We start from the raw sequence: 25,644 nt of genomic DNA, 5'->3' as shown, positions 1-25,644 counted from the left end.
GGGGGGGCTGCTGCTGGGCATGAAAGTCTCGCCTCGCGTATCCAAGATGCGGACGCTGCCGGAAGGGGTCGATCAACGCTCCACCATTCGTCACCCGGATTTCCTTGGGGCCGACGATCTGGCGGTGAAGATTGAGGAACTGCGGATTGCCACAAACTATCAGGTGCCGATCTTTATCAAGATGGGCGCAACCCGGCCCCGGTTTGACGTGGCGGTTGCCGCCAAGGCGGGCGCGGATGTTGTCGTGGTCGATGGGGCCGAAGGCGGCACAGGTGCTTCGCCCGAATTGCTGCTCAATCACACGGGGATTCCCACCATGTCCGCCATTCGGGCCGCGCGGGAAGCGCTGGACGAATGTGGCATGTCGGGCAAAGTCTCCCTGGTTGCGGCGGGGGGGATCCGGTCGGGTGTCGATGCGGCGAAGTGCATCGCGCTGGGTGCGGATGCGGTGATGATCGGCAATGCGGCGATGGTGGCGATTGGGTGTAACTCCCCGCGCTACCTGGAGGATTACGCCGCTTTGGGCACCTCGCCCGGTGCCTGTCACCACTGTCATACGGGCCGCTGCCCGGTGGGTGTGGCAACGCAGGATCCGGAGCTGGAAAAGCGCATGGACCCGACCGCTGGCGCGGAGCGCATTGCGCGCTATCTGACGGCCATGACCATGGAAATCACAGCACTCGCCAAGGCCTGCGGCAAGTCGTCGGTCCACAACCTTGAGACCGAAGACCTGCGCGCACTGAGCTTTCAGGCGTCGGCCTTTACCGGCGTGAAGATGGCGGGCATCGACAGGGCGTATGACTGGTGAAGATCGGCGTCATTGACCTGTGTATCTGGCTGGAGGAATACCAGCACGATCAGGCCAAGTTCGGAGAGCTTCTGGCGGAATGGGCCGGGCGCGATCTGAAGGCGGATTACGCCGTGATCTATGTGCGGGAAGGCGAACCGCTGCCGGATGTGGCGGCGTTTGACGGCTATATCCTGTCGGGGTCAGAGCTGGGCGTTTATGACGATGCTGATTGGATGCAGCCCCTGCGCGATTGGCTGATCAAGGCCAAAGAGGCCGGAAAACCCCTGTTTGGGATCTGTTTCGGGCATCAGATCATGGCGGATGTCTTTGGCGGCAAGGCAGAGAAGGTCGGCCCCGAAGAAATCGGCGTGCGCGCCTTTGAGATCGACGGGCAGACGGTCACGGGCCATGTCTGGCATCAGGATCAGGTGACAAAGGTGCCGCCGGGGGCAGAGGTAATCGGCAAAGCCGACTATTGCCCGGTTGCGGCGCTGGCCTATGACTTCCCGGCGATGTCGGTGCAGTTCCATCCTGAATATGCGCCGGACTATGTGTCGACCTTCCTCAAGCGCAGCAAAGGCGAGGTGTTGTCGGACGACGATACCGACAAGGCGGTCGCGCAGTTCGATGCCAGTGACGTGGAGGCAGACCTGTTTGCCAAACAAGCCGGGGATTTCTTTCGGGCCCATCTGAGTGAAGGTGCATCTTGATTTGCATCAAATGATGCACTATTTGATGCAGGTAACCTCAGGAGAGAGATCATGCGCACGACAGTCACGCTCGATGACAAATTGCTGGCCGACGCCGAAGAGCTTACCGGGATCAAGGAACGGGGGCCGCTGTTGACACATGCCCTCAAAGAACTCGTCCACGCAGAAGCGTCCCGCAGGCTCGCTTTGCTGGGTGGCAGCAGCCCAGACGCCGAAGCCCCGCCAAGACGCCGTTTCGATTGATCCTCGCGGATACATCCGTTTGGATCGACCACTTCCGCGATCCAAACCCGCTCCTGAGCGAGTGCCTGCGCCGCAAGATGCTTCGTACGCACCCGCTTGTGCTCGCTGAGATCGCAATGGGGTCACTGTCAAACCGTCGCGCGACACTCAAAATGCTCGATCTATTGAAGACCGTGAAGGAGCCAAGCATATCCGAAGTACGTCACTTCGTTGAAGAAAACAGGTTCTATTCACGCGGGATAGGGTTCATCGACGCAACATTGCTCGCCGCTTGCAAACTGACCCCCGGCGTGCGGCTCTGGACCCGCGATCGCAGGGTGAACAGCATCGCTGAAAACTTAAAGATCGCCTACCAACCCCTGCACTAAACCCTCGAAGTCTGATCCAGATCAAAGACTGCACCTGCGCCTTCCCGTAAGAATCACCCCATATTCCGCTCTCGGGAGGGCAAAACATGTCACTGATGACTTTCGTCAAAGACTTCTTCGAAGACCGCAAACGGGTGCTGACCGATCTGGAACTGGCCGATATGGGCCTGTCTCGGGCCGATTATAACCGCCTTGTCACCAGCAAGGATGGCACACGCCACCGGATGGAAGTGCTGGCCGCACGGTTTGGCGTCACCCCTGCGATGATCGATGCGGACCATGGCATGGCGCTGGAACTGGCCCAGACCTGCGGGCATTGCGTGAACGCGAAGGCCTGTCAGAACGCAATTGATCTGGGGGTGGATTTCGACACGTCCCGCTGCCCGAATGCGTCGATTTATGCGGATATGGCTCCCGACAGCCTAACGTCCTGAGGGGCTTTCCTTGGGGCTGAGTTTGCGGCGACCGGCGATCTTGAACCGGTCGGCGGTGCCGTAGTCCTTGACGCCAACCCCTGCCACGAAATCCCCGAACACCGGGCCATGTTTGAACAGATGGCCCGAACAGCCGCCTGCGAACAGCACGTTTTCATGTTCGGGATGCCAATCCACGATGAAATGCGTGTCGGGTGTCAGGATCACCTGATTGAACTTTGAATCCACCACCCGCTGCCCGATCAGCCCCGGCAACCGGTGGCGAATGTACTGGCGTGTCTTGGTGAGCGACGCCTTTTCGATCAGGCGCTCGTCGTTGTTCAGATCAATCGGCACATTGGGGATCACCACCGCTGCCTTCACGCCCGACCCTTCCGACGATGGAATGCCAAAGCTGCCCTGACCGTGGTCGATCCAGCAGGGCATGTTTTCCATATCGAAATCCGCCGACCCATCGGGGGTGGAGGTATAAAGCACATTGATCCCCATGATGGCAGAGATCGGTTTGATCGTGCGGGGGAACATCTCTGACATCCAGGCGCCGGTTGCGATCACGATTAGGTCCGCCCGGATCGGTTTGCCATCCAGCATCGGGCGTTCCTGCGCGTCGGTGGTCACGATCCCCCGCTGCACCACACCGCCCGCGCGTTTGAACAAGTCCAGACCCGCCAGCACACAGCGATGCGCCATCAGCAGGCCTGCTTCAGGCTCGAACAAGGCGTATTTGATCTCATCCACCTTGAACTGCGGAAACCGCGCGTGGACCTCCGGCGGGGTGAAACGGTAGTAGGGCACGCCCACCTTGTCGAAGGTCTCAGAGGTGGAATCCTCCCAATCGCAATGGCCTTCGGTGGCGAGGATCAGCGCGCCACATTCGTACATCAGATTCTGCCCGGTCTCTGCCTGCATCTCCAGCCACATCTCACGCGATTGCCGGACCCAGCGGGTGTAAAACTCATCCCGGCCCGAAATCGCGCGAATGACCCGGTTGTAGTCGGTGGAGGCTGCGCGGGCGTGGCCCGGCTCCCAACGGTCAATCAACGTGACCTGCTCGCCGCGCCGTTGCAGGTGAAGGGCCGTCATAACGCCAGCGATGCCACCGCCGACAACCACGCAGGAATTTCGAGCCATCGTCCTATTTTTCCTTGTCAGATCACTGCATTCGTGAATACTGTATACAGAATACATACAAAAACAATCAGATTCTCGACAGGGAGAGAGACGCGATGCAAACGGATTTCAGCCTTCCGGAAGGCACCCATACTGTCATTCTGGGATTGGGCGACCTGAACGGGATCATGCGGGGCAAGCGCATTCCTGCATCCCATTGGGAGACCATTTGTGCGCAGGGCAATGCGCTGTCTGCGGCGATGCTGGCGATCGATTCCAACTGCGATGTCTGGGACACGCCTTATGTGAACTTCGACAACGGCTATCCGGACATGCATATGTTTCCGATGACCAAACCCGTGGCCGTCCCGTGGGAAGAAGGCGTGGCCGTCTGTTTCGCCCGTGGCGAGGGTATGGATCACAAACCCGTCCCGATTGACCCGCGCAATGCCCTGATCAGACAGGTGGAGCGGGCAAAGGACATGGGGTTCGATGTTTCCACCGGGGCAGAGCTGGAGTTCTATCTGCTCGACCCTGAAACCGGCAAGCCGCGCGACAGTGGCATTCAGGTCTACGGGCTGGGTCGCTCTGCGCGGATGGAACATATCGTCGGGCCGATCCGCCGCCAGATCAACGAATGCGGCATCCCGATTGAGCAATCCAACCCCGAGTATGCTGCCGGTCAGGTCGAGGTGAACATCCGCTACGACGATGCGCTGCTGAGTGCGGACCGCGTGGTGTTGTTCAAGTCACTGGTGCGGCAGCTGGGCATCGCCCACGGTTATCTGGCGACCTTCATGCCCAAGCCGTTCTTTGAGGAATCAGGCAATGGCTTCCACGTGCACTATTCCCTTTGGAAAGACGGCAAGAACGTCTTTGCCGACGGCGGCAAGCTGAGCACGCTGGGCAAGCAATTCACCGCAGGCCTGCAAAAGCGCATGTCGGAAGCCGCGATTTGCGGCTCTCCCACGCCCAACGGTTATCGCCGCCGGGCGCCCTATACCTTCTGCCCGATCAACACCTCATGGGGCTATGACAACCGGACGGTTGGGTTGCGGATCATCGAAGGGTCCGATTCAGCCGTGCGCGTTGAAAAACGCGATGCGGGGGCGGATGCGAACCCCTATCTGCTGCTGGCCACCGATCTGGCCGCGGGCCTTGACGGGATTGAGCAAGGGATGGAACCCACCGAGCCGACCCTGGGCAACGCCTATGAGGAATTCCACGGAGAGCCGATCCCCACCGATCTGCCCACCGCGCTGGAACTGGCACGGGGGTCTGACTGGCTCAAAGACGTGATGGGGGAAACCCTGTGGGAGCTTTATTGCCAGATGGCAGAGCGCGAGCAGGGCTTCTTTACCGAGCAGGTCACCCCTGTTGAGACCGCCCGCTATCTGCGGACGTTGTAACTCATGCGTATTGGCAAAGTCACAGGCACCGTTACCGCCACCGCCAAGGCGGAGCGCCTGACCGGGCAAAAGCTGCTGGTCGTGGATGTGGTCGATGCAGCGGGCAAGGTTCTGACGCCCGGCGTGGTTGCACCCGATACAGTGGGGGCAGGCGTGGGCGATACGGTTCTGCTCACCCAAGGCTCTGCCGCGCGGATGGCGGCGGGGCTGTCTTCGGCCCCTGTCGATCTGGCCGTGATTGCCATCGTCGAACACCTCAACACCTGACATCAAACAGACACTAACAAAGGATACTTCCCATGGCGAAAGCACCAACACCGGGCCAGATGGCCCTTGGCATGATCGAAACACGCGGCCTTGTCGGCGCGATTGAAGCGGCGGACGCGATGGTCAAGGCGGCCAGCGTCTCCATCGTGGGCCAGACCAAAGCAGGCGGCGGGCTGGTCACAACCCTTGTGCGCGGCGAAGTCGGCGCGGTGAAAGCGGCCACGGACGCGGGCGCTACGGCGGCGAACAAAGTGGGCGAAGTTGTCTCCGTGCACACCATCGCGCGCCCCCATGATGAGCTGGAAGAGATCATCGCAAACCTTGGTGCCGGTTCCGCATCCTAAACGCATCTGAGGTCTGCTCATGTCAGCCGAATTCGAGGATTTCGCGCGCGCTGCTTCCCGTGGCCGTAGCGCCGCGCCACCGGACGCACCCCGCCTGACCCGCATCGCGGTGCTGGGCGGGGGAGCCGATGCACGGCTGATTGCGGCCTTGTCACTGGCAGAGAATTGCGATGTGACGCTTTTTTCTGCCTACGGGCGAGAGCTGGAATTGCTGCGCGCGTCTTCGGGCATCGCGTTGCGCGGGGCAGGGCCGTTGGGCAGTTATCAGGTGGACGGCGGTGAGGCGTCGATTGGCCTGACTGCTGAACTTGATGCCGCAGTGGATGGGGCAGAGGCGATTTTCCTCACCGGACCCATTCACAAGCAACGCACCTACGCGATGGTGCTGGCCGATCATCTGTCGGACGGGCAGGTTCTGGTGCTGGCACCGGGGCGGTCTTTGGGTGCGGTTGAAGCGGCATGGATGCTGCGTCTGGGCGGATGCACCGCCGATGTCACCTTGGTAGAGACACAAGGCCTGCCATTCTGGTATCGCGCGGAAGGCACGGTTCTGACCCTGTCCGCACGTGCATCCGTGGCTGCCGCAACCCTGCCGCGCGGGCGCAGTGAGGCGATTGCGGGGCTGTCCCACATCCTGCCAAACCTTCAAGAAGTGGACAGCGTTGTTGCTTCGGGTTTTGCAGACCTTTCCGCCTCTGTTGAAATCCCCGCGCTCGTGATGGGTGGGGCAGGGCTGGCCGCAGGCGGGATCGCCGTGCCCATGGGCGGCGTGCCGTTGCCGGAGAACGAGACGTTTCATGCCCTCATCGGCCCGGATCAGATGCGCCTGATCGAGACACTGGCCGAGGAACGCCGCGCCGTGGCCCGTGCCTTTGGTGTGCGCAATTTGCCTGCGACGGATGATTGGATCGCCGCCTATTCCGGCACCGCCAAGGGCGACGGCACCCGCGCTGTGCCCGACCACGACACCGCCCGCGCGATGCTGCGCGACGGGGTGATCGGGTCGCTGGTGCCGCTGTGTTCCGCTGCTGGATTGGCAGGCATCGCCGTGCCGCAGACGCAAGCCTTGATCGCGCTGACCGGGGCCATCCTCGACGCTGATGTCGCCGCCTCTGGTCGCAAACTGGAGACGATGGGCATCACCGCAGACACCATTGATGACGCCCGCCGTCACTTCGACACGCTCACGCCGGGAGGCCGCTGATGGACGCAGATCTTCAATCCATCGCCGCCGCGCGCCGCATGGCCGAACGGGCGTTTGAGGCCTACAAAGCCTTCTTAGGGACTGATCCCGCCCATGTGGACGCCATCGTTGACGTCATGGCCCGCGCGATTGAACCCGAGGCCGAACGGCTGGGGCAATTGGCTGTAGATGAGACCGGATACGGCAATGTGCCGGACAAGCGGGTGAAGAACCTGTTCAATGCTCTGTCCGTGGCGGATTACCTGCGGGACGTGACCACGCTGGGCATGCTCTGGCGCGACGACGCTACGAAAATCGCCGCTTTTGGGGAGCCGATGGGCGTGGTCGCGGCGTTGATCCCGGTCACAAACCCCACGTCGACGATCATCTACAAGGTGCTGTCGGCGGTGAAAGCCGGCAACGCCATCGTTTGTGCGCCGCACCCGCGCGGCGTGCGCTGCGGGATGGAAACCGTCGCCATCATGGCGCGCGTGGCCGAACAGATGGGCGCGCCCAAGGGGCTGATTCAGTGCATGGATCAGGTCACCATTCAGGGCACCGCCGAATTGATGCGCCACCGCCGCACCTCTGTGGTCATGGCCACGGGTGGTCCTGCGATGGTGAAGGCCGCCTATTCCTCCGGCAAGCCGACGCTTGCCGTGGGGGCGGGGAACGTGCCCTGTTACGTGCACAAGTCCAAGAAACACGATCTGGCCGAAGTGGCGGAGATGATCGTGACCTCGAAGTGCTTTGACTACGGCACTGCATGTGTCTCTGAACAGGCGGTTATTGCCGATCCGGAAGTTGCCCGCGATCTTCGGCACGAGATGAAACTCAAGGGCGCGTATTTCTGCACACCGGCAGAAGCGGACCGTCTGGGATCCGTGATCTTCACCGGCAAACAGGCAATGAACGCCGAACGTGTCGGGCAATCCCCGCAAGCCTTGGCCGATGCCGCGCAGTTCTCCATCCCGCCGCGCACCCGCTGTCTGGTGAGCGAGGAGACGGAGATCGGCTGGCAGCGCCCGCTGTCGGCGGAAAAGCTGAACCCGGTGCTGGCGTTTTACGCGGCGAAATCATCGGAACATGGTTTGGAATTGTCCCAACAGATCGCGCGCTTCGAAGGCTGGGGGCATTCCTCCGTCCTGCACTGCGACGACCCGGAAATCGTCGCCAAATTCGCCACGATCCCCACGGGTCGGGTATTGGTCAACACCCCCGCAATCATGGGCGGCATGGGCTATTCCACCGATTTAGAGCCTTCTTTCATGCTGGGCACAGGCACATGGTCCGGCTCCATCACTTCCGACAACGTGACTGCGTTGCACCTCATCAACATCAAGCGCGTGGCCTACGAAAGCCGCCCCTGGCGCGACATTTATAAGGAATACGGCGCATGAGCGAGATTACCATTCGGGCGTTGATGCAAATCGACAACCTCCAGCCGAAGTTCGCCGCCTATAACGGCGCGACGGTGCAGGGCTCTGTGCCGCTGTCAGGGGATACCGTGTTGATCGGGGAATTCGCGCCGGGCAACGGGGTGTTCTCCCTCATCGACCGGGCGTTGAAAGCGTCGAGTGTGGAGGCGACCACGCAGATGGTGGAGCGGGAGTTCGGGTTTTTCATCCTGCGCTCCCCCTCCAACGCCGAAGTCACCGCCGCGCGCGACGCGATGCTGTCGGAACTGGGCGCGTCAATGTCGGATCGGTTGAAACCCTCCATCACGAATACGCAGATCATCACCAGCGTTGAGCCCTATCAGGCGCAGCTTTTGAACAAATGGCGCAAGGGCTCCCTCTTGGTGCCCGGTCAGACACTCGGCATCATCGAATGTGCCCCGGCCGCCTATATCTCCATCGCGGCGAACGAGGCGGAGAAGGCGGCAGAGATCGACATGGTCGAAGTGCGCGCCGTGGGGCGGTTCGGGCGGCTGTTCATCTCCGGATCGGAGAACTCGGTCAAGGCAGGCGTTGAAGCGGCGGTGAAAGCCATCGAAGCCGTGGACGGCAAAGCGGCATGAGCGAAGGGCGCGTCATCGGGGCCGACGCCGTTGAAGACGCGCGCCAACGCGGGCGGCTGATTGTCGAGGTGATGCCGGATGATATCGTCACCGCGCTGGCCCGTGAAACGGCGGAGCGGTTGGGGTTAAGGCTGGTCGATGGGCCGGTGGAGATGCCGGCACCCGTGCGCACCGATGGGGCGACGTCGATGCGGCGGTCGCTCTATCGGCGCTCTCCCAAATGGCAGGCGCCCTCGCGGCAGCCCCGCAAGGCGCGGCGGTTGGGAAAACTCGCGCTGGTCGGGGCAGGGGGCGTTGGTGGCAACATCGCGCATCTGGCCGCGATGGCGGATATGGCGGAAGAAATCACGCTGATCGACATCGCACCCGGCATGGCGGCAGCGACCGCGCTGGATCTGAACCACACGTCCGGGATTACGGGCGCCAGTGGGCGCTGCATTGGTGGCGAAACGCTGGACATGGTCGCGGGGGCCGAAGTGGTCGTGGTGACGGCTGGCCGCGCGCGGTCCCCCGGCATGACGCGGGCCGATCTGATTGACGTGAACGCGCGGGTGATCCGGGCTGCGGGCGAGGCGATCCGGTCTGAGGCACCGAATGCGGTGGTGATCGTTGTCACCAACCCGCTTGACGAAATGACCGTCGAGATGCTGCGCGCCACCGGTTTCCCGCGCGAACGGGTGCTGGGGATGGCAGGTACCCTCGACAGCAGTCGGTTCAGACATGCCCTTGCACGTGCCGCAGGCGTCAGCCCCGCAGATGTGGAGGCGATCACGCTTGGCTCCCATGGTGAGGAAATGGCGCCGATCCCGTCGCGCGCGACGATCAAGGGGCGGCCTTTGAGCGTCTTCCTCAGCGACGATCAAATCGACGCCTGCGTGCAGGACGCGATCACTGGCGGCGGGCAGGTGGTTGCGCTCAAGAAATCCGGCTCCGCCACCATCGCCCCCGCCCATTCCTCGATTGAACTCATTGACCACATGCGCGGCGCGCGCAGCGGGCCTGTGCCCGTCTCGGTGATGCTGGAGGGGGAATACGGCATCGACGGCGTGGTGCTGGGCGTGCCTGCGCATCTGGGGCAGGGGGGTCTGGTGAAGGTCGAAGAACTGCGCCTGACCGATCATGAACACGCCGCCCTGCACACCGCCGCCGACGCCATCCGCGCCCGGCTTGGCCTATGACGGTCGAAATCCACAAGGCAGGTGGCCGGTTCGAGGAGATCGGCAGCTATGCCCGCGCCAAACGCATCGGGCCGTTTGCCTATACCGCCGGCACCACCGCGTTAGATCCTACCGGCAAGATCCACGCGCCCTATGACGCCTATGCGCAGACCAAATACATCCTCATGCGCACCGAGGAATTCCTGCGCGAGGTAGGTGCCGAAATGCGCCATGTGGCCCGTGTCAGGGTCTATCTGACCGACATGAGCCACGCAGGCGGTTTCATCAAGGCGCATGGGGAGGCGTTTGACGGGATCAACCCGGTGCTGACGGCGGTGACCGCCGGGCTGACGCAGCCGGGGCTGGTGGTGGAGATTGATGTGGATGCGGTTGTGCATGATGCGGATGGGGTTGTGGGGGAGGGCAGTGGCGGCGTTTAGACAATGCCGCTCCCGACGTTCGCTACATGATTGGGGTACATGCCCTAGAACTCATCTCAGGCGTCACCTTCTGCCGCAAGATTACCTGTCACGTGAGGCTGTGCGACGCTGACCTTTGGGCGTGCAGCTTTGGGCTTGGGCGGGGGTGACCGCATGCTGACCACGTTTGACCCGATGTCAAAACGGCTGCTTGCTTGTTTGAGGGTCTCAGCCTCCCCCGACAAAAGCGCGCTTGCTGCTGTGACTTCTTCGAAAGAGGCCGATTGTTTTTGAGTATTCTGATCGACCTGCGCAACGGCTGTGTTGATCTCTGACACGCCATTGACCTGTTCGGACACGGCGCGGGCGATTTCATCAATATTGCCCGACACATCCAGCACGCTTTGCGAGATGTTCTGAAGGGAGGTTTCAGCGGCTTTCACCTTCTCCACACCATCTGCAACTGCGGTGTCGCTTTTTGCGATGACGCTGGCGATTTCACCCGATGCGTCGCTGGCGCGCTGCGCCAGTTGCCGCACTTCGGACGCAACCACAGAGAACCCCCGGCCTGCCTCGCCGGCGCGCGCAGCCTCGACCCCTGCGTTCAAAGCCAGAAGGTTGATCTGGAAGGAAATGTCATTAATGACACTGACAACTTTTGAAATCTCGCTCGACGCCTCATTGATGCGGTGCATCGCTTCGCCCGCTTCTGATGCGACGGAGCTGCCTTCCCGCGCATCCTGGCTGGCGGTCTGGGCGTTCTTGTTGGCATGGGCGATGTTGCTGTCCACCTGCTTGATGCTCACGGAGAGTTCTTCCAATGCCGCTGACGTCTCTTCCAGAGAAGCGGCGTTCTGTTCCGCCTGTCGGGAGAGCACATCGGATGTGTCGCGCAGTTCACTTGACGAATGGGCAAGGCTTTCCGTGCTGTTGGAGATGCCCCCAATCAGTTCCTTGAGGCTTGAGATCATCTCATCTGCGTTGCTTTGCAGTTCTTTGAAGGCCCCCTTGAATTCACCCTGCATCCCGGTGGTCAGATTGCCCTGTGCCACCCGCCCCATGGCCTGCCGGGTTGCGGCAATCCCGTCGTCCACGTTCTCAAGCATGGTGTTGACGGTCTGAGCAACCTCGATCAGGTCCTCATCGCTCAGATCCGTGATCACACGGGAGGAGAAATCACCGGCGAGCGCATCGCTCACCACGGATTTGATCGAGGTTTGCAGCTTGTCCACCAGATCCTTGCGCCGCTGTTCTCTCTTCACATTCTCTTTTTGCTGTTCGGCGGCGGCTTCTGCTTCCGCCGCGAGGCTTCGTGCTGATTCTTCCAGTTTCCGCGAATTCTCCGCATCTGCCTCTGCAAGTCCTACAATCCTTTGTGCATTTTCCTTGAAGGCAAAGGCCGCTTTGGCAAGCGCGCCGACCTCATCCTTGCGGTCCTGCCCGTCAATGGTGACATCGGTGGCGCCATCGATGATCGCACGCATGGCGGCGATGATGTCGCCGATCGGGCGCGCGATGTTGTTGCCAACCCGCGCAGCCAACATGAACCCGCTGATGCAGGCAGTCACCACGAAGACAGCAATCAGGATCGAAGCAACGGTCTTTGCGGTCTGAAGGTTCTCCGAGCGTACCTCCAGCAGTGCTGCTTCCTCGGCTTTGAAGTCCGCCATTTTCAGCCGGAAGGCGTCAAAATACGTCTTGCCGCGCGCTTCACCAACCAGATCTGCCATGTCATCCATTGTCTTTGCATCCCCGATGCGGGTCCGCAGATCTATCATCGGTGTCACCACTTCAGCGCGCCAGGCATCAATGGTTGCCTGAATCTCGCCAAGCAACTGCACCTGCGCTGGATTGTCGTCAACGGTTTGCGCCAGCTCAGCCCGGATGGTGTCGAACGTGGTGCCGCCGTTGTTGTAGGGTTCCAGAAACTCAGGAATTCCAGCCAGCAGATACCCCCGCATTCCGGTTTCCATATCAATGGCGGCCCCGAGCATTTCCTGCGCCCGCGAAATGACTTTGTAGGTATGCGCCACCCATTCGATCGCATTCAGCGCGTCTGACCCCCCCATACGCCCGCTGTTGATGGAGGTCTGAAGGATGGCGTTTCGGTCCACCAGCAGATCTTCTTCTCGCTTGATGAAAAGGGCGATCTGTCCGCGGAAGCTGTCAAAGAAAGTCTTGCCGCGCGCCTCGCTGACGATGTCGGCGACGTCGTTCATTGTCTCCGCATCACCGATCTCCCGGCGCAGATCAATCTGGAACTGGACAACTTCCTGCTGCCATTCGGCGATGATCTGTTCCGCCTCCCGCAGCCTTTGAACCTGCGGCGGATTGTCTGAAACGGTTGTTTGCAGTTCGGAAAGCGCGCTGAAAATCCGGCTTTCGCCAGCGACATAGGGTTCCAGAAAACTCTCCTGACCCGCCAGAAGGAAACCACGCATGCCGGTTTCCATGTCAACGGCGGCAGCAACGATTCCATCGCTTTTTGCCATCGCACGATGGGTGTGATCGACCCATCTGGCGCTGTAGGAGATGAATTGCAGAACGACCACCGCAACCAGACCCACAACAACCATCAACGTCAAAGGGACGCTGATCACAGCCAAGACCTTGCGATTCAATGAAAGATTTTCAAACCAACGCGCCATGTTTTTCCCATCTGCAGATTCCCATGCTGCTGGGTAACAAGCCGCCCTTAATTTTGTCTGTATGGCGCAACCTGTTTTCAGGCGGCATCTGTCGCTGCATTCTCCATTTGCCCTGACCGCCAGCACCGCGTTAGGCTCCACAGATGCTATTTGAAATCATCTCCACCCCGCATGGCTCTTCTCCAACCTGGGTCCGCGACGGCTGGGTTGGGATACAGTTTCAACCTCTGGACTCCCACCCCGTCACCGTGCAGACCCGCGCCGCAGGCACCAGTGGCGGGGTGCTGGCGCAGATCATGGCTGCCGCACAGGGCAAACCGGAGATTGAAGAGCGTCGTGGATATCCCGCCAATGCCCGCGATTTGCTGGGGCTGCTGGCTTTGCACAACGAAGAGAGCGCGAAGTGGTACATCGACAATGCACCACAGATGCTGGACCCCCAACAGGTGTTCATTCTGGACGAAGCCTGTTGCGTTGCGGTGACCGACTAGACCCATCACCAAGTTTGACGGAATCGATTCATAATCGTTGATCCCTTTGCAGAGTTGTGTACTGTATACAGAATACAGTGAGACCCCAAAAGGGGCGCAGCCAACAGCAAGGGAGACGTTTATGACATTCAAATACGGGATCGCCACCACAGTGGCCGCTACCCTCATGGCCACCACGGCCATGGCAGAAATCAAGGTGGGCTTCATCGGATCACTCAGCTCCGACACCGGGCTTTCGACCCTGCGCGGGGCGGAAATGGCCATTGATGAGCTGAACGCCGCGGGCGGTGTGATGGGCGAACAGATCACGCTTGTGAGCGCCGACACCGGTGAAGACGTAACCGAAGGCGTCAAAGCCTATGAGTATCTCGCCGAGAGCGAAGAGGTGGATTTCATCATCTCCGGCTCGATTGACGACGTCTCGCTCGGCTGGCTGCCACGGATGCAGGAGTTCCAGATCCCGACGCTGGACACCTGGACGTCCTATATCGGCATCATCGACATGGTGGTCGAAGACCCCGATCTGATGGCGCCTTACTTCATGAACATCGCAAGCGACGAAGCGCTGGCGACGCTCTATATCAACTTTGGTGCGGATGTGCTGAAGGCCAAGATGGGCTGGGAAAGCGTGGTCATTCTGGCCGAGGATACCGCCTTTGGTGAGGCAATCACCGGGCTGGTCACCGATGCGCTGGGTCCGGTTGCGGGCATCGAAGTGAAAGAGATCATCAACTACGACATCGGCACCGTCGATTTCGCGCCGATCTTCTCCAAGGCGCAGGCCTCGGGAGCGGATTTCATCTATCAGGTGTCTTCGGTGAATTCACAGGTCATCTCTTCGCAGTATGTGAAGTTGCAGGTGCCGATGGCGATGACAGGTGTGAACGTTTCGGCTCTTGGGCTGGAATACTGGGAAGACACCGGCGGTGCGGGCGGTGGGATTTCCACCCTGTCGCCGATCCCTTCCGTGGGGTTTGAGCTCGACCCGGTCAGCGCCCAGTTCGTGACCGACTATCAGGCGCGCTATGACAGCCGCCCCAAGATGCCGCACTTCAACGGCTTCAACGCCTATCACGGTCTCAAGCAGGCCATGGCCGCCGCGGCAGAAGCGGGTGGTTTTGGTGACGTCAAAGCGTGGAACGCGGCGATGCTCAAGCAGGACCTGAAGCTGGAGAAAGACGGCAAGCTGTGGCTGCGCTACGGCTTCTGGCAGCATGGTGAGGTTGAGGAAGTGACCCAGCGCACCTATCCCCAGAACGCGCTGTTTGATCTGACCGCACCCTATGAGGATGCGCAGCCTTCGATGGTGGTCATCCAGTGGAAAGAAGACGGCTCCGTCGGGGTGGTCTATCCGTTCGAGTATGCAAATACCGAATTTGAAGTGCCAAGCTGGGTGAAATAATCCCTGTTGAGGCGGGCCGGACGCGCCCGCCTCATCCTTTTCCCGACACCTTCCAATACTGGCAAACACCATGATGCAGATCATCATTCAGGGGCTGTTGCTCAGCGGCCTGTACGCCCTGATTGCGATGGGCTTCATGCTCATCTTCTCCATCGGGCGGACGCTGAACCTGGCCTATGGCGCCTATATCATGGTGGGCGGGTACATCTATTTCTGGCTGTCCCAGCAGATTGGCATGCCCAAGGTTGTGGGCTTTCTGGGGGCCGTGGTGGTGGGCGCGATCATGGGATTGCTCAAGCATCGGTTGATTGTGAAACCGCTCAAGGGTGATCCGGTCGCGGTGGAGATTTCGACCCTGATCCTGGCCGTTATCATGCAGTCGGCTGTCGTGCTGCTGTTTGGCGATGCCTCCAAGATCCTGCTGCCGATCATCCCCGGTGTCGTGACGATTTCGGGCGCGCAGGTGACGTATAACATTCTGGCCGCAACGGTGATGAGCTGGGTGATTATCCTCGCCTTGTACGCTTTCATTCGGGGCACCCACACAGGCCGCGCGATGCAGGCCGTGTCGATGGACCAGAAGGGTGCGGCGATTTCGGGCGTGGACCCGGATCGGATCAACATGATCACATGGGCCATTTCAGGCGGGTTGGGTGCGGCAGGCGGCGTGTTCTTTGCCAGCTACACGCAGCTTTCGCCTACCATGTGGGTGGCGCCCGTGATTATCTCGGTCGCCATTGTGATCGTCGGCGGGATCGGGTCGATCATCGGCACGTTGATCGTGGCGCATATCATCGGGTTTCTGGAGATCATCGTGGTCGCCGTCTGGGCACCGGAGCTGCGCGGGGTGTTCACGATGCTCTTGATCATCGGGGTGCTGATCATGCGGCCGCAGGGGCTGTTTGGGCGGGAGGAGCATTAGCATGAACCGTCCCCACAACACCCGCGTTTTCACACAACCGTCACTCCAAAGAGCAACCGGCGCGCATGCGCCAGACCCGACCTCCCCCCCGGGAGGGTCTTTTGAAACGGATGTCAAAAGCACTGCAACTGTTTTGGCCAAAAAGACTGTCCAACCAAGCCCAACCCCTCCCGAGGCCGGGTCTGGCGCATACGCTTGCGCTTCAAATCGCCCGGAGGCCACCGTATGAACCTCCGCCCGCACCACTTCCTCCTCTGGGCCGCCTTCATCGCGCTGATGTTCGCCATGCCGCAATTCGTCGGCAACGGCACCCTGCGCACGATGATCTTCGCCTGCTACCTCGCCATCTTCGCCATCTCATGGGACATCCTCTCCGGCCGCACTGGCTACATCTCTTTCGGCCACCCGTTCCTTGTGGGCATCGGCGCCTATACCACCGCGATCCTGACCCGCCGCTATGGTTTCCCGGTCGAGGCTTCGATCCCCCTCGCGGTCCTCTTCACCATGATCGGCGGATTGATCGTCCTCCTGCCTGCCCTGCGCATCAAAGGCAGCTACTTCGCCCTCGTCACGCTGGCGGTCATGGAACTGATGTATCAACTTGTGCCCGTCGTCCGCCCGGACCTGACAGGCGGCACCCGTGGCATCTCCCGCCTGCCGGCCCTCACGCGCGGCGCGGAAAACGGCTATTACCTCGCAGCAGGTCTCATGCTCGCCATCGCCCTTTTCGCCTGGCTCCTGATGCGCACGCGGCTGGGCACAGCACTCTGGGCCATCGGCATGAACGAGGAATCCGTGCGCGGATCGGGCCTCTCCACCACCCGCCTCAAAAGCTTCGCTTTCCTCGTCTCCGCCGCCATCGCCGGGCTGGGCGGTGCATTCTACGCCCACTACCTCGGCACGATCACCCCGCGCGCGTTCTTTGACATCAACGTGCTGTTCCAGATCATCGTCGCGGTGCTGATCGGCGGGGCAGGCACCATCCTCGGACCGATCATCGGCGCGTTCTTCATGGTGTTCATGCTCGAATGGCTCCGCCCCTTCCTGCCGGGGCAGGAGCGGTTCTTTGTCTACGGGCTGATCGCGCTGCTGCTCTACATGTACCAACCCAAAGGCATCATGGCGATCATCGACAGCGGCTGGGCCAAACTGCGGGGGGCACGCACATGAACGCCCTCGAAATCCGCAACCTCGTGAAACGCTTCGGCGGCCTCACGGCCACAAACGACCTCAGCTTCGATCTGGCGCAGGGTGAATCCCTCGGCCTCATCGGTCCCAATGGCGCGGGCAAAACCACCGTGTTCAGTCAGATCATGGGCGAATTGCGCCAGACCTCCGGCACGATCACGTTTATGGGGGAGGAAATCTCAACCCTGTCCACCCCTGACCGCATCGCCAAAGGCGTCAGCCGCACCTATCAGGTCCCCCGCCCCTTTGCGGACCTCAGCGTGCGCGAAAACATCCGCGTGGGCCTGATGCCGGACAGCTTGCGCGCCATGATCTTCGGCACCGGCGACACCGCGCGCGAGGGGGAGATCGCACAATCGGTTGGCTTCGCCACCGCCGACCTCGACCGCCCTGCGACCGAGTTGGCCATGGGCGACCTGCGCAAACTCGAATTCGCCCGGACACTTGCCACCGGGGCGAAAGTCCTGCTGCTGGACGAAGTCTTCGCAGGCCTCACCACCGGCGAAATCGCCATGATCGCGGAACTGATCCAGGACCTCCGCCAGCGCGGTTTCACCTTCCTCATGGTCAGCCACGATCTGCCCGCGATGGAGCCGTTGATCGACCGCGCCATCGCCATCGAACGCGGCACACTTCTGGCCAACGGCAGCTTCAAAGAGGTGCTGGCAGACCACGCCGTCCGCGCCTCCTATCTGGGGGAGGGATAAATGGGCATCATCGACATCGACAACCTCAGCGCTTTCTACGGCAAGGCCCAGGCCCTCTCTAACGTGAGCATTAGTGTCGAACCGGGCGAAACAATCGCCATCGTTGGCGCGAATGGTGCGGGCAAATCCACCCTCTTGGATTGCATCATGGGGCTGGTCAAAACCACCGGCACGATCCGGTTGAACGGCGAAGATGTGACGGGTCTCAAATCCTCCCAGATGGTCAAACGCGGCATCGGCTACGCGCCTGAACGGTTCAACCTGTTCCCCCACATGACCGTCCGCGACAACCTTCTGGTCGGTGCCTATACCGCGCGGGAAGACATCGAGAAAAACATGGCCGCCGTGCACCGTCTCTTTCCCCGATTGGAAGAACGCGAGGGGCAGGAGACGTCGACCCAGTCAGGGGGTGAGCGCCAGATGGTCTCACTCGGCCGCGCGCTGATGACCTCGCCAAGAATCCTGCTGGTGGATGAACCGACCATCGGTCTGGCCCCCAAGGTCTGCAACGAGATCGCTGAGGTCCTTCGTAAGCTCAGCGCCGAACTTGGCCTCACCGTCATCGTGACCGAGCAAAACGCAAACTTCGCCCTGTCCCTCGCCAGCCGCCTCTACGTGCTGGAAGGCGGCCACGTCACAGCCACGGGTACGGCAGAAGAGCTGGCCAAGGATGACCAGCTGGCAAAAAGCTACTTCGGGGCGTAATTTAACATAAACCTCATTCTCAGTATCGGAGGCTGTAGCGGGGGCACATTCTAAACTGGGTTGCGAAATTTCCCCTATCTTGCTGGAAAGCAAGGAGAATGAAAGATGGCGCATAGAGAGCTGAACCTGCGCGAGCGGCGCAAGATTGAAGATATGTTGAATGCTAAATTATCAATCGGTGAAATTGCGGCCGAGATTGGCAGGCATAGATCCACAGTCTACCGCGAGATCAAGCGCAACTATTACAACGATGAAGAGATCCCTTATCTGAATGGGTACTATGGAGTTAACGCGCAGGACTATGCGACGGCTCGACGCGCCCGCCGTCGCAAACTGGTACGTTTGGATGGCTTGCGAAAGGCAGTGATTAAGCAGCTCAAAGAAGGCTGGTCGCCAGAACAGATCGCAGGCCGATTGCAGTTTGAAGGCCAGCCCGTGCGCGTCAGCCACGAAACGATCTACGCCTATGTTTACAGCCCGGATGGCCAATCCAGAGAGCTGGCGCGCTACCTGCCCAACCGTCGCAAAAAGCGGCGTCCGCATCATTCACGCAGGCCCCGTGGCCTTGTGTTCCCGCCGGATCGGTCCATCCACGAACGTCCTGACTACGTTGATACCCGCGAGACATTTGGCGAATGGGAAGGTGATCTGATGATCTTTGAACGCGCTCAGGGCAAGATGAATGTCGCCTCTCCGGTCGAGCGCAAGACCCGTTTTGCTGTCCTCTTCCGCAACAACGATCGCAGCACGACGCACCTGATGAACAGGTTGATGGGCGTGATGGAGCCCCTGCCCCAACCAGCCCGGAAATCCATCACCTTTGATCGCGGCTTTGAGTTCAGGAACTGGCGCAAACTGAAGCCTGGGATAGGCACAGAGGCATGGTTCTGCGATCCACAGGCACCGTGGCAAAAGGGTTCAGTTGAAAACCTAAACAAACGGGCGCGGCGCTATCTGCCCCGAGACACGCAACTGGCGGCGCTCTCAAATCGCAATATGAAGGCGATTTGCGACCGCCTGAACGGCACACCCAGAAAGTGCCTCGGATGGCGAACCCCAACCGAAGCATTCAGAGCAGAGATGTTGAAACTGAGATAGCGGAAACTGTCGCAACGACCCTTGAGCCTTCACACAAAGAAAAGCACGAACAACAATCCGCAGGGCAGGATCAACAGACCCAGCGTATTGCGTGGCGCCAAGCTGATTGCGGCTGACGCCAGAAAGGGGTTCGTCTTGCGCAATGGAGGGGGCTGGCTTCGTCATGTCTTCCCTCCAAGCCAAAGGAGGGTTTCACCATTCATGAAGGGCGTGCAAAGGGCCAATTCGGTGCCACTGACGTCGGAATAAACCTCAATGCACTTGTTCTGAATAACGAGTGGTTTTTGGGATACGGCCATCTTGAGTCCAGTGAAACACGTTGCTCACCATGCTATGGCCGCTCACTGTTTGCGCAATACGGGTAAACACCTAGTGGGTTAAGCGAAGCCCGCCTGGACCATTTGCCGTATGAGTGCTCCCGATGATGGCGCTCCCATTTTTCTAAGAACATTCGAGCGATGGATTTCGACGGTCTTGTGGCTGATGCTAAGTTGACGTGCGATCTCCTTGTTCGTGAGGCCTTCACAAACAAGGGACAGGACTTGACGCTCTCTGTTTGTCAGATCTTCAAGCTTTGCACGAAGTTCACCCGACAATTCGGCCACGGGCGCAGAGACCAAGCTGCTCAGGATCAAGCGAATCGAGTTGGTCACAATCCGACGCGGCAGGATCACTGGCCGCCCGGTCGTTTCGGAAACCGCGCGCCGGTCATCCTCTGTGTAGCCAACAGAATTCAAAACGACATAGGAGCAATCCTTGAGGGCCCGTGCCGCCTTTTTCAATTGGTCAGTGTTTGAATGGGCTGCATGTCTAGAGACGGTCTCAAACAGCGAGATCGATGGAATATCGGGGGCCAAGGCCTGTTGCGCCAATGGATAGATCATACCGACGGTGTCGCTCTGCGCCGCAACCGAGATAACCGCAGATTCCAGCGCGCGTTGTGCATTGACTGTCGGACAAGTGCTTTCCAGGTCACGAAAAATTCCGGTCGACATGAGAACAACGAGATCAAAATCTCCTCCGCCCACTGCGGCGACCTTCGCATTCGCACGGTTGCCTATCTTGCGTCGAGACAGCGAGAGCCATACGCCGCCCGCCAGGCGCGCGGTAACCGCAGGCTCGTCCGGTTTTGCCTGCAAGTCTTCGATCTCCGAGCCACTCAATCCGTCAAGCAGTCCGATCTCGGTGATCTTCGCAGGCTTTGCCAGGCTTTCGGTCAGCGCGGCCAGCAAACCCGGTCGCGGAGACTGGCCAATCGTGACAAAAAGGATGCGAGTTTTGGACACTGTTATAGGCTCTCACTCAAAAGCGCGGGCATGATGTAGGGCGCACCGAAGCCACCGCACGCTGACTTTCGGAACAAGTATTTGTCAACCTTCATAGTGACCAGCGGCGGGCAAGGGAATTAGGCGACACTAAGGGCTAACCCTTATACACACAGAATACCCGCTGCGATACGGTCACCCCAATCAGGCGGAGGAACATATGGAGCGGGAATTCCCAATAGAGAGTATCGACGCCCTTGCTATTGGAGCGTGGATCCTTGGGACTGGGGGCGGCGGCAGTCCTTACCTCGCGCAGCTTAATCTCACAAACCTCTACAAACAGGGTAAAACCTGTAGGCTCATCCAACCTGAAGACCTGCGCGACGACGATCTGGTGGCGGTTGTGTCGCAGATGGGCGCGCCGCTCGTCGGGCAGGAGAGGTTGATAGATCCCGCGACGCTCGCCCGTGCGGTTTGCTTGATGGAAGAGTTCATCGGTCAGAAATTCACTGCGATCATGGCGGTCGAAATCGGCGGCGGCAATGTGCTGTCTCCCTACCTGGCTGCCGCGCTTCTGGATCTCCCCGTGGTCGATGCGGATGCCATGGGACGCGCCTATCCGGAAGCTCAGAACACCAGCTTCGCGATCGGGAACCTGAAGATGTATCCGCTCAGTTTGGTCGATTGCCGTGACAACGAATCCATTGTCTCAAAGGTTCCATCCTGGATCTGGATGGAGCGCATATCGCGAACAATCACAACTGAGGTCGGCTCTGTCGCATCAACCTGCAAGGCCCCGCGCACCGGTGCCGAAGTTAAGGAGTGGGGAATCCTCCATACCGTGACCCAAGCTACCCGCATTGGCCAAACCGTGCTCGAAGCGCGGCGCAATCACAACGACCCGGTTCAGGCGATCCTGGAACTGGAGGGCGGCAAGACCCTTTTCGTCGGCAAGATTACCGATGTTGATCGGGTCGCCACGGGTGGGTTTCTCAGGGGCAAGGCAAAGGTGTCCGGCCTCGGAAACGACCAAGGGGAAGACCTTGTGCTGGAGTTTCAGAACGAATGGCTCGTTGCGCGCCGCAATGAGGAACCGATTGCGATGACCCCTCATCTCATTTGCCTGCTGGACACCGACAGTGGAGATGCAATTGGAACCGAGACCGTGCGCTATGGGCAGCGTGTGACAGTGATCGCTTTGCCCTCACCAGAGATCTTGAGAACTGAGCGGGGCCTCTTGAATGTCGGCCCTCGCACTTTCGGCTATGACTTTGATTACAGATCGGTATTTGCGATATGAAACGTATTGGCATCGACGTCGGCGGAACCAACACGGACGCAGTTCCGATTGACGGTGAAAAAATCCTGGCCTCGATAAAAGTCCCAACGACGTCCGATGTGATGAGTGGCGTTGTCAGCGCCACGAAAGGCGTGCTCGATCAGGCCAGTCATTTGAAAAACGGTGCGGCCCATCAGATCGCGGAGGCTGGCATCCGTAGCGTTGCGGTCAACGCGCTGTTTTCACCTTTGACGTCGGAGTGTGAGCTGGAAGCGGCCGAAATAATCAGGTCCGTTGTGCCCGATGTTCAGATAACTCTGTCTCACACACTCGGCCGGATTGGATTGCTTGAGCGCGAAAACGTAGCGATGCTGAATGCCTCTTTGCAAAGCATTGGGCGAAAGACCGTCGATGCCTTCGGCTCCGCCTTGGAGCAAGCCGGCATAGATGCCCCGTTCTATTTGACGCAAAACGACGGAACGGTCGTGATGGCGGAAGTCGCCGCAAAGAGCCCGGTGTTTTCTTTTGCTTCCGGACCAACGAACTCGATGCGGGGGGCGGCGTTCCTGACGGGGCTCGAAGATGCGATGGTTGCTGATGTCGGCGGGACGACCACCGACATTGGATGCCTTGTGAATGGCTTTCCCCGCGAAGCGAATAATATCGTTGAAGTTGGTGGCGTCAGAACGCTGTTTCGCATGCCGGACCTGCTCCCGATTGGTTTGGGCGGCGGTTCGATCGTGGATGTAGAGCGCGGCAGGATTGGCCCGCGCAGCGTTGGCTACCGCATCAGCAGCGCGGCGCTGGTGTTTGGTGGAGACACGTTAACTGCAACCGATCTTCTCGTTGCTGCGGGGCGCGCCGACATCGGTGACAAGAGCCGTGTTCGTCATCTTGATGGAGCACAGGTGAACGGTCTTCTGCAACGGATGATTGCGATGTTGGAAGACAGCATAGACCGCATGAAAACATCGTCTGCGCCTGTTGATCTGATTGCAGTTGGTGGTGGTTCTTTCTTGATCCCGGATACGCTTGCCGGTGTAGGTAAGGTTCACCGCATGGAACAAGCCGGGGTCGCAAATGCAATCGGTGCCGCGATGGCGCAGGTGTCGGGCGAGGTCGACCAGGTTTTTAGCGGGCTGTCCCGTGATGCCGCGCTTGCGGAGGCCGAGGCTATCGCCCGGTGCCGCGCAGCCGAGGCTGGAGCCTGTGTTGGAAGCATCAAGACAATTGAGGTTGAAGATCTGCCTATTGCATACCTGCCCGGAGGCTCTCGCCGGGTCCGGGTGCGCGTTGTGGGCGATATCGACTAGGCCGGTGGCAACTGTAGGATGAGGCGTTCAGTCTTGCCCTGATTTGACGAGGGCAAGTGGCCATTGCCGCATCGCGATACCTTCGGCGTCGAGAGCGGCCCAAAGTCGCCACTCCTGCCCGCGCGTGGCTTCAAAACAAACCACCGCACCCGACCAATCCTGCGCCGCGCCGCCAACACAGCACCCCGACTGGCGGAAAATTGCCTGCCCTTACGTCACTTTGTCGTTGCCCGATGTCCTCCCGCCTCGCAGACTTGGCCGGGTAGAGACTTTGGGAGGACACTACATGCTCGATTCTTCGACACACGATCAGTGTCAGGCGTTTCTGGACAGCTTCGGTCAGGCGCTTGAGGCAGGCGATATCGACGCCGCGCGCGCGATGTTTACCGATGATTGTTACTGGCGCGATCTGGTCACCTTCACGTGGAATATCAAGACGATGGAAGGCCCTGACCAAGTGGCCGACATGCTGAAAAGCCAGCTGACCTCAACCGCCCCCACAGGCTGGGCCATCGCCGAAGGGGAGACGGCGACAGAGGAAGACGGAATCACCACCGCCTGGATCAGTTTCGAGACAGGCGTCGCACGCGGCTATGGCCTCGTCCGTCTGCGCGACGGCAAGATCTGGACGCTGCTGACCTCCATGGTGGAACTCAAAGGGCATGAGGAACCTTTGGGCAATGAACGCCCCCTCGGCGCCCATCATGGCGCGGCAAAGGATCACAAGACGTGGAAAGAAGAACGCGAGCATGAGCTGGCCACCCTCGGCATCACCGACCAACCCTATTGCCTGATCATTGGCGGCGGTCAGGGCGGCATCGCACTGGGCGCGCGTCTGCGGCAGTTGGGCGTGCCCACGATCATTGTTGAGAAGAACGAACGGGCCGGTGACAGCTGGCGCAACCGCTACAAATCGCTCTGCCTGCATGACCCGGTGTGGTACGACCACTTGCCCTATCTGCCCTTCCCGCCGAACTGGCCGGTGTTTGCCCCCAAGGACAAGCTGGGCGATTGGCTGGAAATGTACACCCGCGTGATGGAGCTGAACTACTGGACCAAGACGACCTGCAAGAAGGCCAGCTTTGATGAAGCCGCAGGCACTTGGACCGTCGACATTGACCGTGACGGCACCGCCATGACGTTGAACCCCACCCATGTCATCTTTGCCACGGGTATGTCCGCAAAGCCCAACTTGCCCAGCTTCCCCGGCATGGACAGATTCAAAGGCGATCAGCACCACAGTTCACAACACCCCGGCCCCGATGCCTACAAAGGTAAGAAAGCAGTGGTCGTCGGCTCCAACAATTCGGCCCACGACATCTGTGCAGCCCTGTGGGAAGGCGGCGCGGATGTGACGATGGTCCAACGTTCCTCCACCCATATCGTGCGGTCCGAGCCGTTGATGGAACACGGGCTGGGCGATCTCTATTCCGAACGCGCCGTGGCAGCAGGCATGACGACCAACAAGGCCGACATGATCTTCGCCTCCCTGCCCTACGCGATCCTGCATGAATTCCAGATCCCGGTGTATGAGAAAATCGCCGAGGTTGATGCGGACTTTTACAAGGGGTTGGAGAACGCCGGGTTCAAGCTCGATTGGGGCGCGGATGGATCGGGCTTGTTCATGAAATACCTGCGCCGCGGGTCGGGGTATTACATCGACGTGGGCGCCAGCCAGCTGATCATTGACGGAGAGATCAAGCTCGCCCACGGGCAGGTCACCGAAGTGGTCGAAGACGGTGTGGTGCTGGACGACGGCACCAAGCTGGAGGCGGATGTGATTGTCTATGCCACGGGCTATGGCTCCATGAACGGCTGGGTCGCGGATCTGGTGGATCAGGAAACGGCCGACAAGGTGGGCAAGGTCTGGGGTCTGGGGTCAGACACGCCCAAGGACCCCGGCCCGTGGGAAGGTGAACAGCGCAACATGTGGAAACCCACGCAGCAGCAGAACCTGTGGTTCCACGGCGGCAACCTGCACCAGTCGCGGCACTACTCGCAGTTTCTGTCCCTGCAACTCAAGGCGCGGATGGAGGGGATCGACACCCCTGTCTACGGCTTGCAAGAAGTGCATCATACAAGCTGAAGCATCGGTGCAGCCTGCCGCGCGTTGGCAGGCTGCCCTCTTACTCAACAGCGCAGCAGTCTTGCCTGTTGCGCAGAAACAAATCT

At 60.1% G+C, this 25,644-nt stretch carries 26 protein-coding genes; 23 read left to right on the top strand and 3 right to left on the bottom strand.

Translation table 11 applies throughout. The features are described from left to right. The 5 genes from Q1A91_RS23280 to Q1A91_RS23260 form a co-directional block, all read left to right on the top strand. The coding region (locus Q1A91_RS23280; protein WP_299883177.1) for an FMN-binding glutamate synthase family protein at nt 1–808 on the top strand (808 nt) is incomplete at its 5' end. Continuing rightward, a complete protein-coding gene (locus tag Q1A91_RS23275) occupies nt 805–1,500 on the top strand; it encodes a type 1 glutamine amidotransferase (protein WP_299883174.1) in 696 nt (231 codons plus the stop codon). The genes Q1A91_RS23280 and Q1A91_RS23275, both read left to right, overlap by 4 nt. Nucleotides 1,501–1,551: 51 nt before the next feature. After that, the gene (locus tag Q1A91_RS23270) at nt 1,552–1,743 is read left to right on the top strand and encodes a type II toxin-antitoxin system VapB family antitoxin (protein ID WP_299883172.1); all 192 of its coding nucleotides are present in this window, start codon (nt 1,552–1,554) and stop codon (nt 1,741–1,743) included. Next, complete coding sequence (locus Q1A91_RS23265) at nt 1,740–2,111, top strand: PIN domain-containing protein (RefSeq protein WP_299883169.1); 372 nt, start codon at nt 1,740–1,742, stop codon at nt 2,109–2,111. Before Q1A91_RS23270 ends, Q1A91_RS23265 begins: the two co-directional genes overlap by 4 nt. Nucleotides 2,112–2,197: 86 nt before the next feature. Then, nucleotides 2,198–2,545 (top strand): hypothetical protein, encoded by a 348-nt coding sequence (locus Q1A91_RS23260; RefSeq protein WP_299883166.1) that lies wholly within the window; start codon nt 2,198–2,200, stop codon nt 2,543–2,545. Here the strand turns inward: Q1A91_RS23260 and Q1A91_RS23255 are convergent. Then, entirely contained in the window at nt 2,534–3,676 is a 1,143-nt protein-coding gene (locus Q1A91_RS23255) for an FAD-dependent oxidoreductase (RefSeq protein ID WP_299883163.1), read from the bottom strand. The two genes, Q1A91_RS23260 and Q1A91_RS23255, sit on opposite strands and share 12 nt — an antisense overlap. Before the next feature lie 95 nt (nt 3,677–3,771). Here Q1A91_RS23255 and Q1A91_RS23250 point away from each other — a divergent pair, with 95 nt between their 5' ends. Genes Q1A91_RS23250 through Q1A91_RS23215 form a run of 8 tightly spaced genes read left to right on the top strand, consistent with a single transcriptional unit; the run spans nt 3,772 to nt 10,475 of the window. After that, entirely contained in the window at nt 3,772–5,064 is a 1,293-nt protein-coding gene (locus Q1A91_RS23250) for a glutamine synthetase family protein (RefSeq protein ID WP_299883160.1), read from the top strand. A 3-nt stretch (nt 5,065–5,067) separates the two neighbouring features. Then, nucleotides 5,068–5,331, top strand: a complete 264-nt coding sequence (locus tag Q1A91_RS23245; RefSeq protein WP_299883157.1) for a EutN/CcmL family microcompartment protein — start codon at nt 5,068–5,070, stop codon at nt 5,329–5,331. A gap of 32 nt (nt 5,332–5,363) precedes the next feature. Next, on the top strand, nt 5,364–5,675 hold the full coding sequence (locus Q1A91_RS23240) for a BMC domain-containing protein (RefSeq protein WP_299883155.1): 312 nt from the start codon (nt 5,364–5,366) through the stop codon (nt 5,673–5,675). Nucleotides 5,676–5,694: 19 nt separating this feature from the next. Continuing rightward, on the top strand, nt 5,695–6,879 hold the full coding sequence (locus Q1A91_RS23235; protein ID WP_299883152.1) for a hypothetical protein: 1,185 nt from the start codon (nt 5,695–5,697) through the stop codon (nt 6,877–6,879). Then, nucleotides 6,879–8,258: an aldehyde dehydrogenase family protein gene (locus Q1A91_RS23230; protein WP_299883149.1), complete on the top strand. Its 1,380-nt coding sequence runs from the start codon at nt 6,879–6,881 to the stop codon at nt 8,256–8,258. The genes Q1A91_RS23235 and Q1A91_RS23230 overlap by 1 nt, the downstream gene beginning before the upstream one ends. Then, complete coding sequence (locus Q1A91_RS23225) at nt 8,255–8,878, top strand: BMC domain-containing protein (protein ID WP_299883146.1); 624 nt, start codon at nt 8,255–8,257, stop codon at nt 8,876–8,878. Before Q1A91_RS23230 ends, Q1A91_RS23225 begins: the two co-directional genes overlap by 4 nt. Continuing rightward, nucleotides 8,875–10,056, top strand: coding sequence for a malate dehydrogenase (locus tag Q1A91_RS23220; protein ID WP_299883143.1), 1,182 nt, complete (start codon nt 8,875–8,877; stop codon nt 10,054–10,056). The genes Q1A91_RS23225 and Q1A91_RS23220 overlap by 4 nt, the downstream gene beginning before the upstream one ends. Next, nucleotides 10,053–10,475 (top strand): Rid family hydrolase, encoded by a 423-nt coding sequence (locus Q1A91_RS23215; RefSeq protein WP_299883140.1) that lies wholly within the window; start codon nt 10,053–10,055, stop codon nt 10,473–10,475. The genes Q1A91_RS23220 and Q1A91_RS23215 overlap by 4 nt, the downstream gene beginning before the upstream one ends. A 56-nt stretch (nt 10,476–10,531) precedes the next feature. Here Q1A91_RS23215 and Q1A91_RS23210 read toward each other — a convergent pair whose 3' ends face one another. Continuing rightward, the gene (locus tag Q1A91_RS23210) at nt 10,532–13,054 is read right to left on the bottom strand and encodes a CHASE3 domain-containing protein (RefSeq protein WP_299883138.1); all 2,523 of its coding nucleotides are present in this window, start codon (nt 13,052–13,054) and stop codon (nt 10,532–10,534) included. A 191-nt stretch (nt 13,055–13,245) separates the two neighbouring features. Between Q1A91_RS23210 and Q1A91_RS23205 the strand changes: the two genes are divergently transcribed. The 7 genes from Q1A91_RS23205 to Q1A91_RS23175 all read left to right on the top strand — a co-directional run bounded on the left by Q1A91_RS23205 (nt 13,246) and on the right by Q1A91_RS23175 (nt 19,615). Then, the gene (locus Q1A91_RS23205; protein WP_299883136.1) at nt 13,246–13,593 is read left to right on the top strand and encodes a hypothetical protein; all 348 of its coding nucleotides are present in this window, start codon (nt 13,246–13,248) and stop codon (nt 13,591–13,593) included. Nucleotides 13,594–13,714: 121 nt separating this feature from the next. Further along, a complete protein-coding gene (locus Q1A91_RS23200; RefSeq protein ID WP_299883134.1) occupies nt 13,715–14,995 on the top strand; it encodes an ABC transporter substrate-binding protein in 1,281 nt (426 codons plus the stop codon). A 70-nt stretch (nt 14,996–15,065) separates the two neighbouring features. Then, on the top strand, nt 15,066–15,917 hold the full coding sequence (locus Q1A91_RS23195) for a branched-chain amino acid ABC transporter permease (protein WP_299883132.1): 852 nt from the start codon (nt 15,066–15,068) through the stop codon (nt 15,915–15,917). A gap of 225 nt (nt 15,918–16,142) precedes the next feature. After that, a complete protein-coding gene (locus Q1A91_RS23190; protein ID WP_299883131.1) occupies nt 16,143–17,087 on the top strand; it encodes a branched-chain amino acid ABC transporter permease in 945 nt (314 codons plus the stop codon). After that, the gene (locus Q1A91_RS23185; protein ID WP_299883129.1) at nt 17,084–17,812 is read left to right on the top strand and encodes an ABC transporter ATP-binding protein; all 729 of its coding nucleotides are present in this window, start codon (nt 17,084–17,086) and stop codon (nt 17,810–17,812) included. The genes Q1A91_RS23190 and Q1A91_RS23185 overlap by 4 nt, the downstream gene beginning before the upstream one ends. Next, nucleotides 17,813–18,517, top strand: coding sequence for an ABC transporter ATP-binding protein (locus Q1A91_RS23180; protein ID WP_299883127.1), 705 nt, complete (start codon nt 17,813–17,815; stop codon nt 18,515–18,517). A 105-nt stretch (nt 18,518–18,622) separates the two neighbouring features. Beyond that, nucleotides 18,623–19,615, top strand: a complete 993-nt coding sequence (locus Q1A91_RS23175; protein ID WP_299883125.1) for an IS30 family transposase — start codon at nt 18,623–18,625, stop codon at nt 19,613–19,615. A gap of 377 nt (nt 19,616–19,992) precedes the next feature. Here the strand turns inward: Q1A91_RS23175 and Q1A91_RS23170 are convergent, their stop codons facing one another. Then, complete coding sequence (locus tag Q1A91_RS23170) at nt 19,993–20,901, bottom strand: AroM family protein (RefSeq protein WP_299883123.1); 909 nt, start codon at nt 20,899–20,901, stop codon at nt 19,993–19,995. 199 nt (nt 20,902–21,100) lie between these two features. Here Q1A91_RS23170 and Q1A91_RS23165 point away from each other — a divergent pair, with 199 nt between their 5' ends. The 3 genes from Q1A91_RS23165 to Q1A91_RS23155 all read left to right on the top strand — a co-directional run bounded on the left by Q1A91_RS23165 (nt 21,101) and on the right by Q1A91_RS23155 (nt 25,558). Beyond that, nucleotides 21,101–22,180: a DUF917 domain-containing protein gene (locus Q1A91_RS23165; protein WP_299883121.1), complete on the top strand. Its 1,080-nt coding sequence runs from the start codon at nt 21,101–21,103 to the stop codon at nt 22,178–22,180. Next, complete coding sequence (locus Q1A91_RS23160) at nt 22,177–23,472, top strand: hydantoinase/oxoprolinase family protein (RefSeq protein WP_299883119.1); 1,296 nt, start codon at nt 22,177–22,179, stop codon at nt 23,470–23,472. Before Q1A91_RS23165 ends, Q1A91_RS23160 begins: the two co-directional genes overlap by 4 nt. 286 nt (nt 23,473–23,758) lie before the next feature. After that, entirely contained in the window at nt 23,759–25,558 is a 1,800-nt protein-coding gene (locus tag Q1A91_RS23155; protein ID WP_299883117.1) for an NAD(P)/FAD-dependent oxidoreductase, read from the top strand. Nucleotides 25,559–25,644 lie beyond the last annotated feature (86 nt).

The organism is uncultured Sulfitobacter sp., from assembly GCF_947500075.1.
Taxonomy (GTDB): domain Bacteria; phylum Pseudomonadota; class Alphaproteobacteria; order Rhodobacterales; family Rhodobacteraceae; genus Sulfitobacter.
Note: the sequence above shows the minus strand (reverse complement) of the source record. Positions and strands in the feature narration are given on the sequence as shown.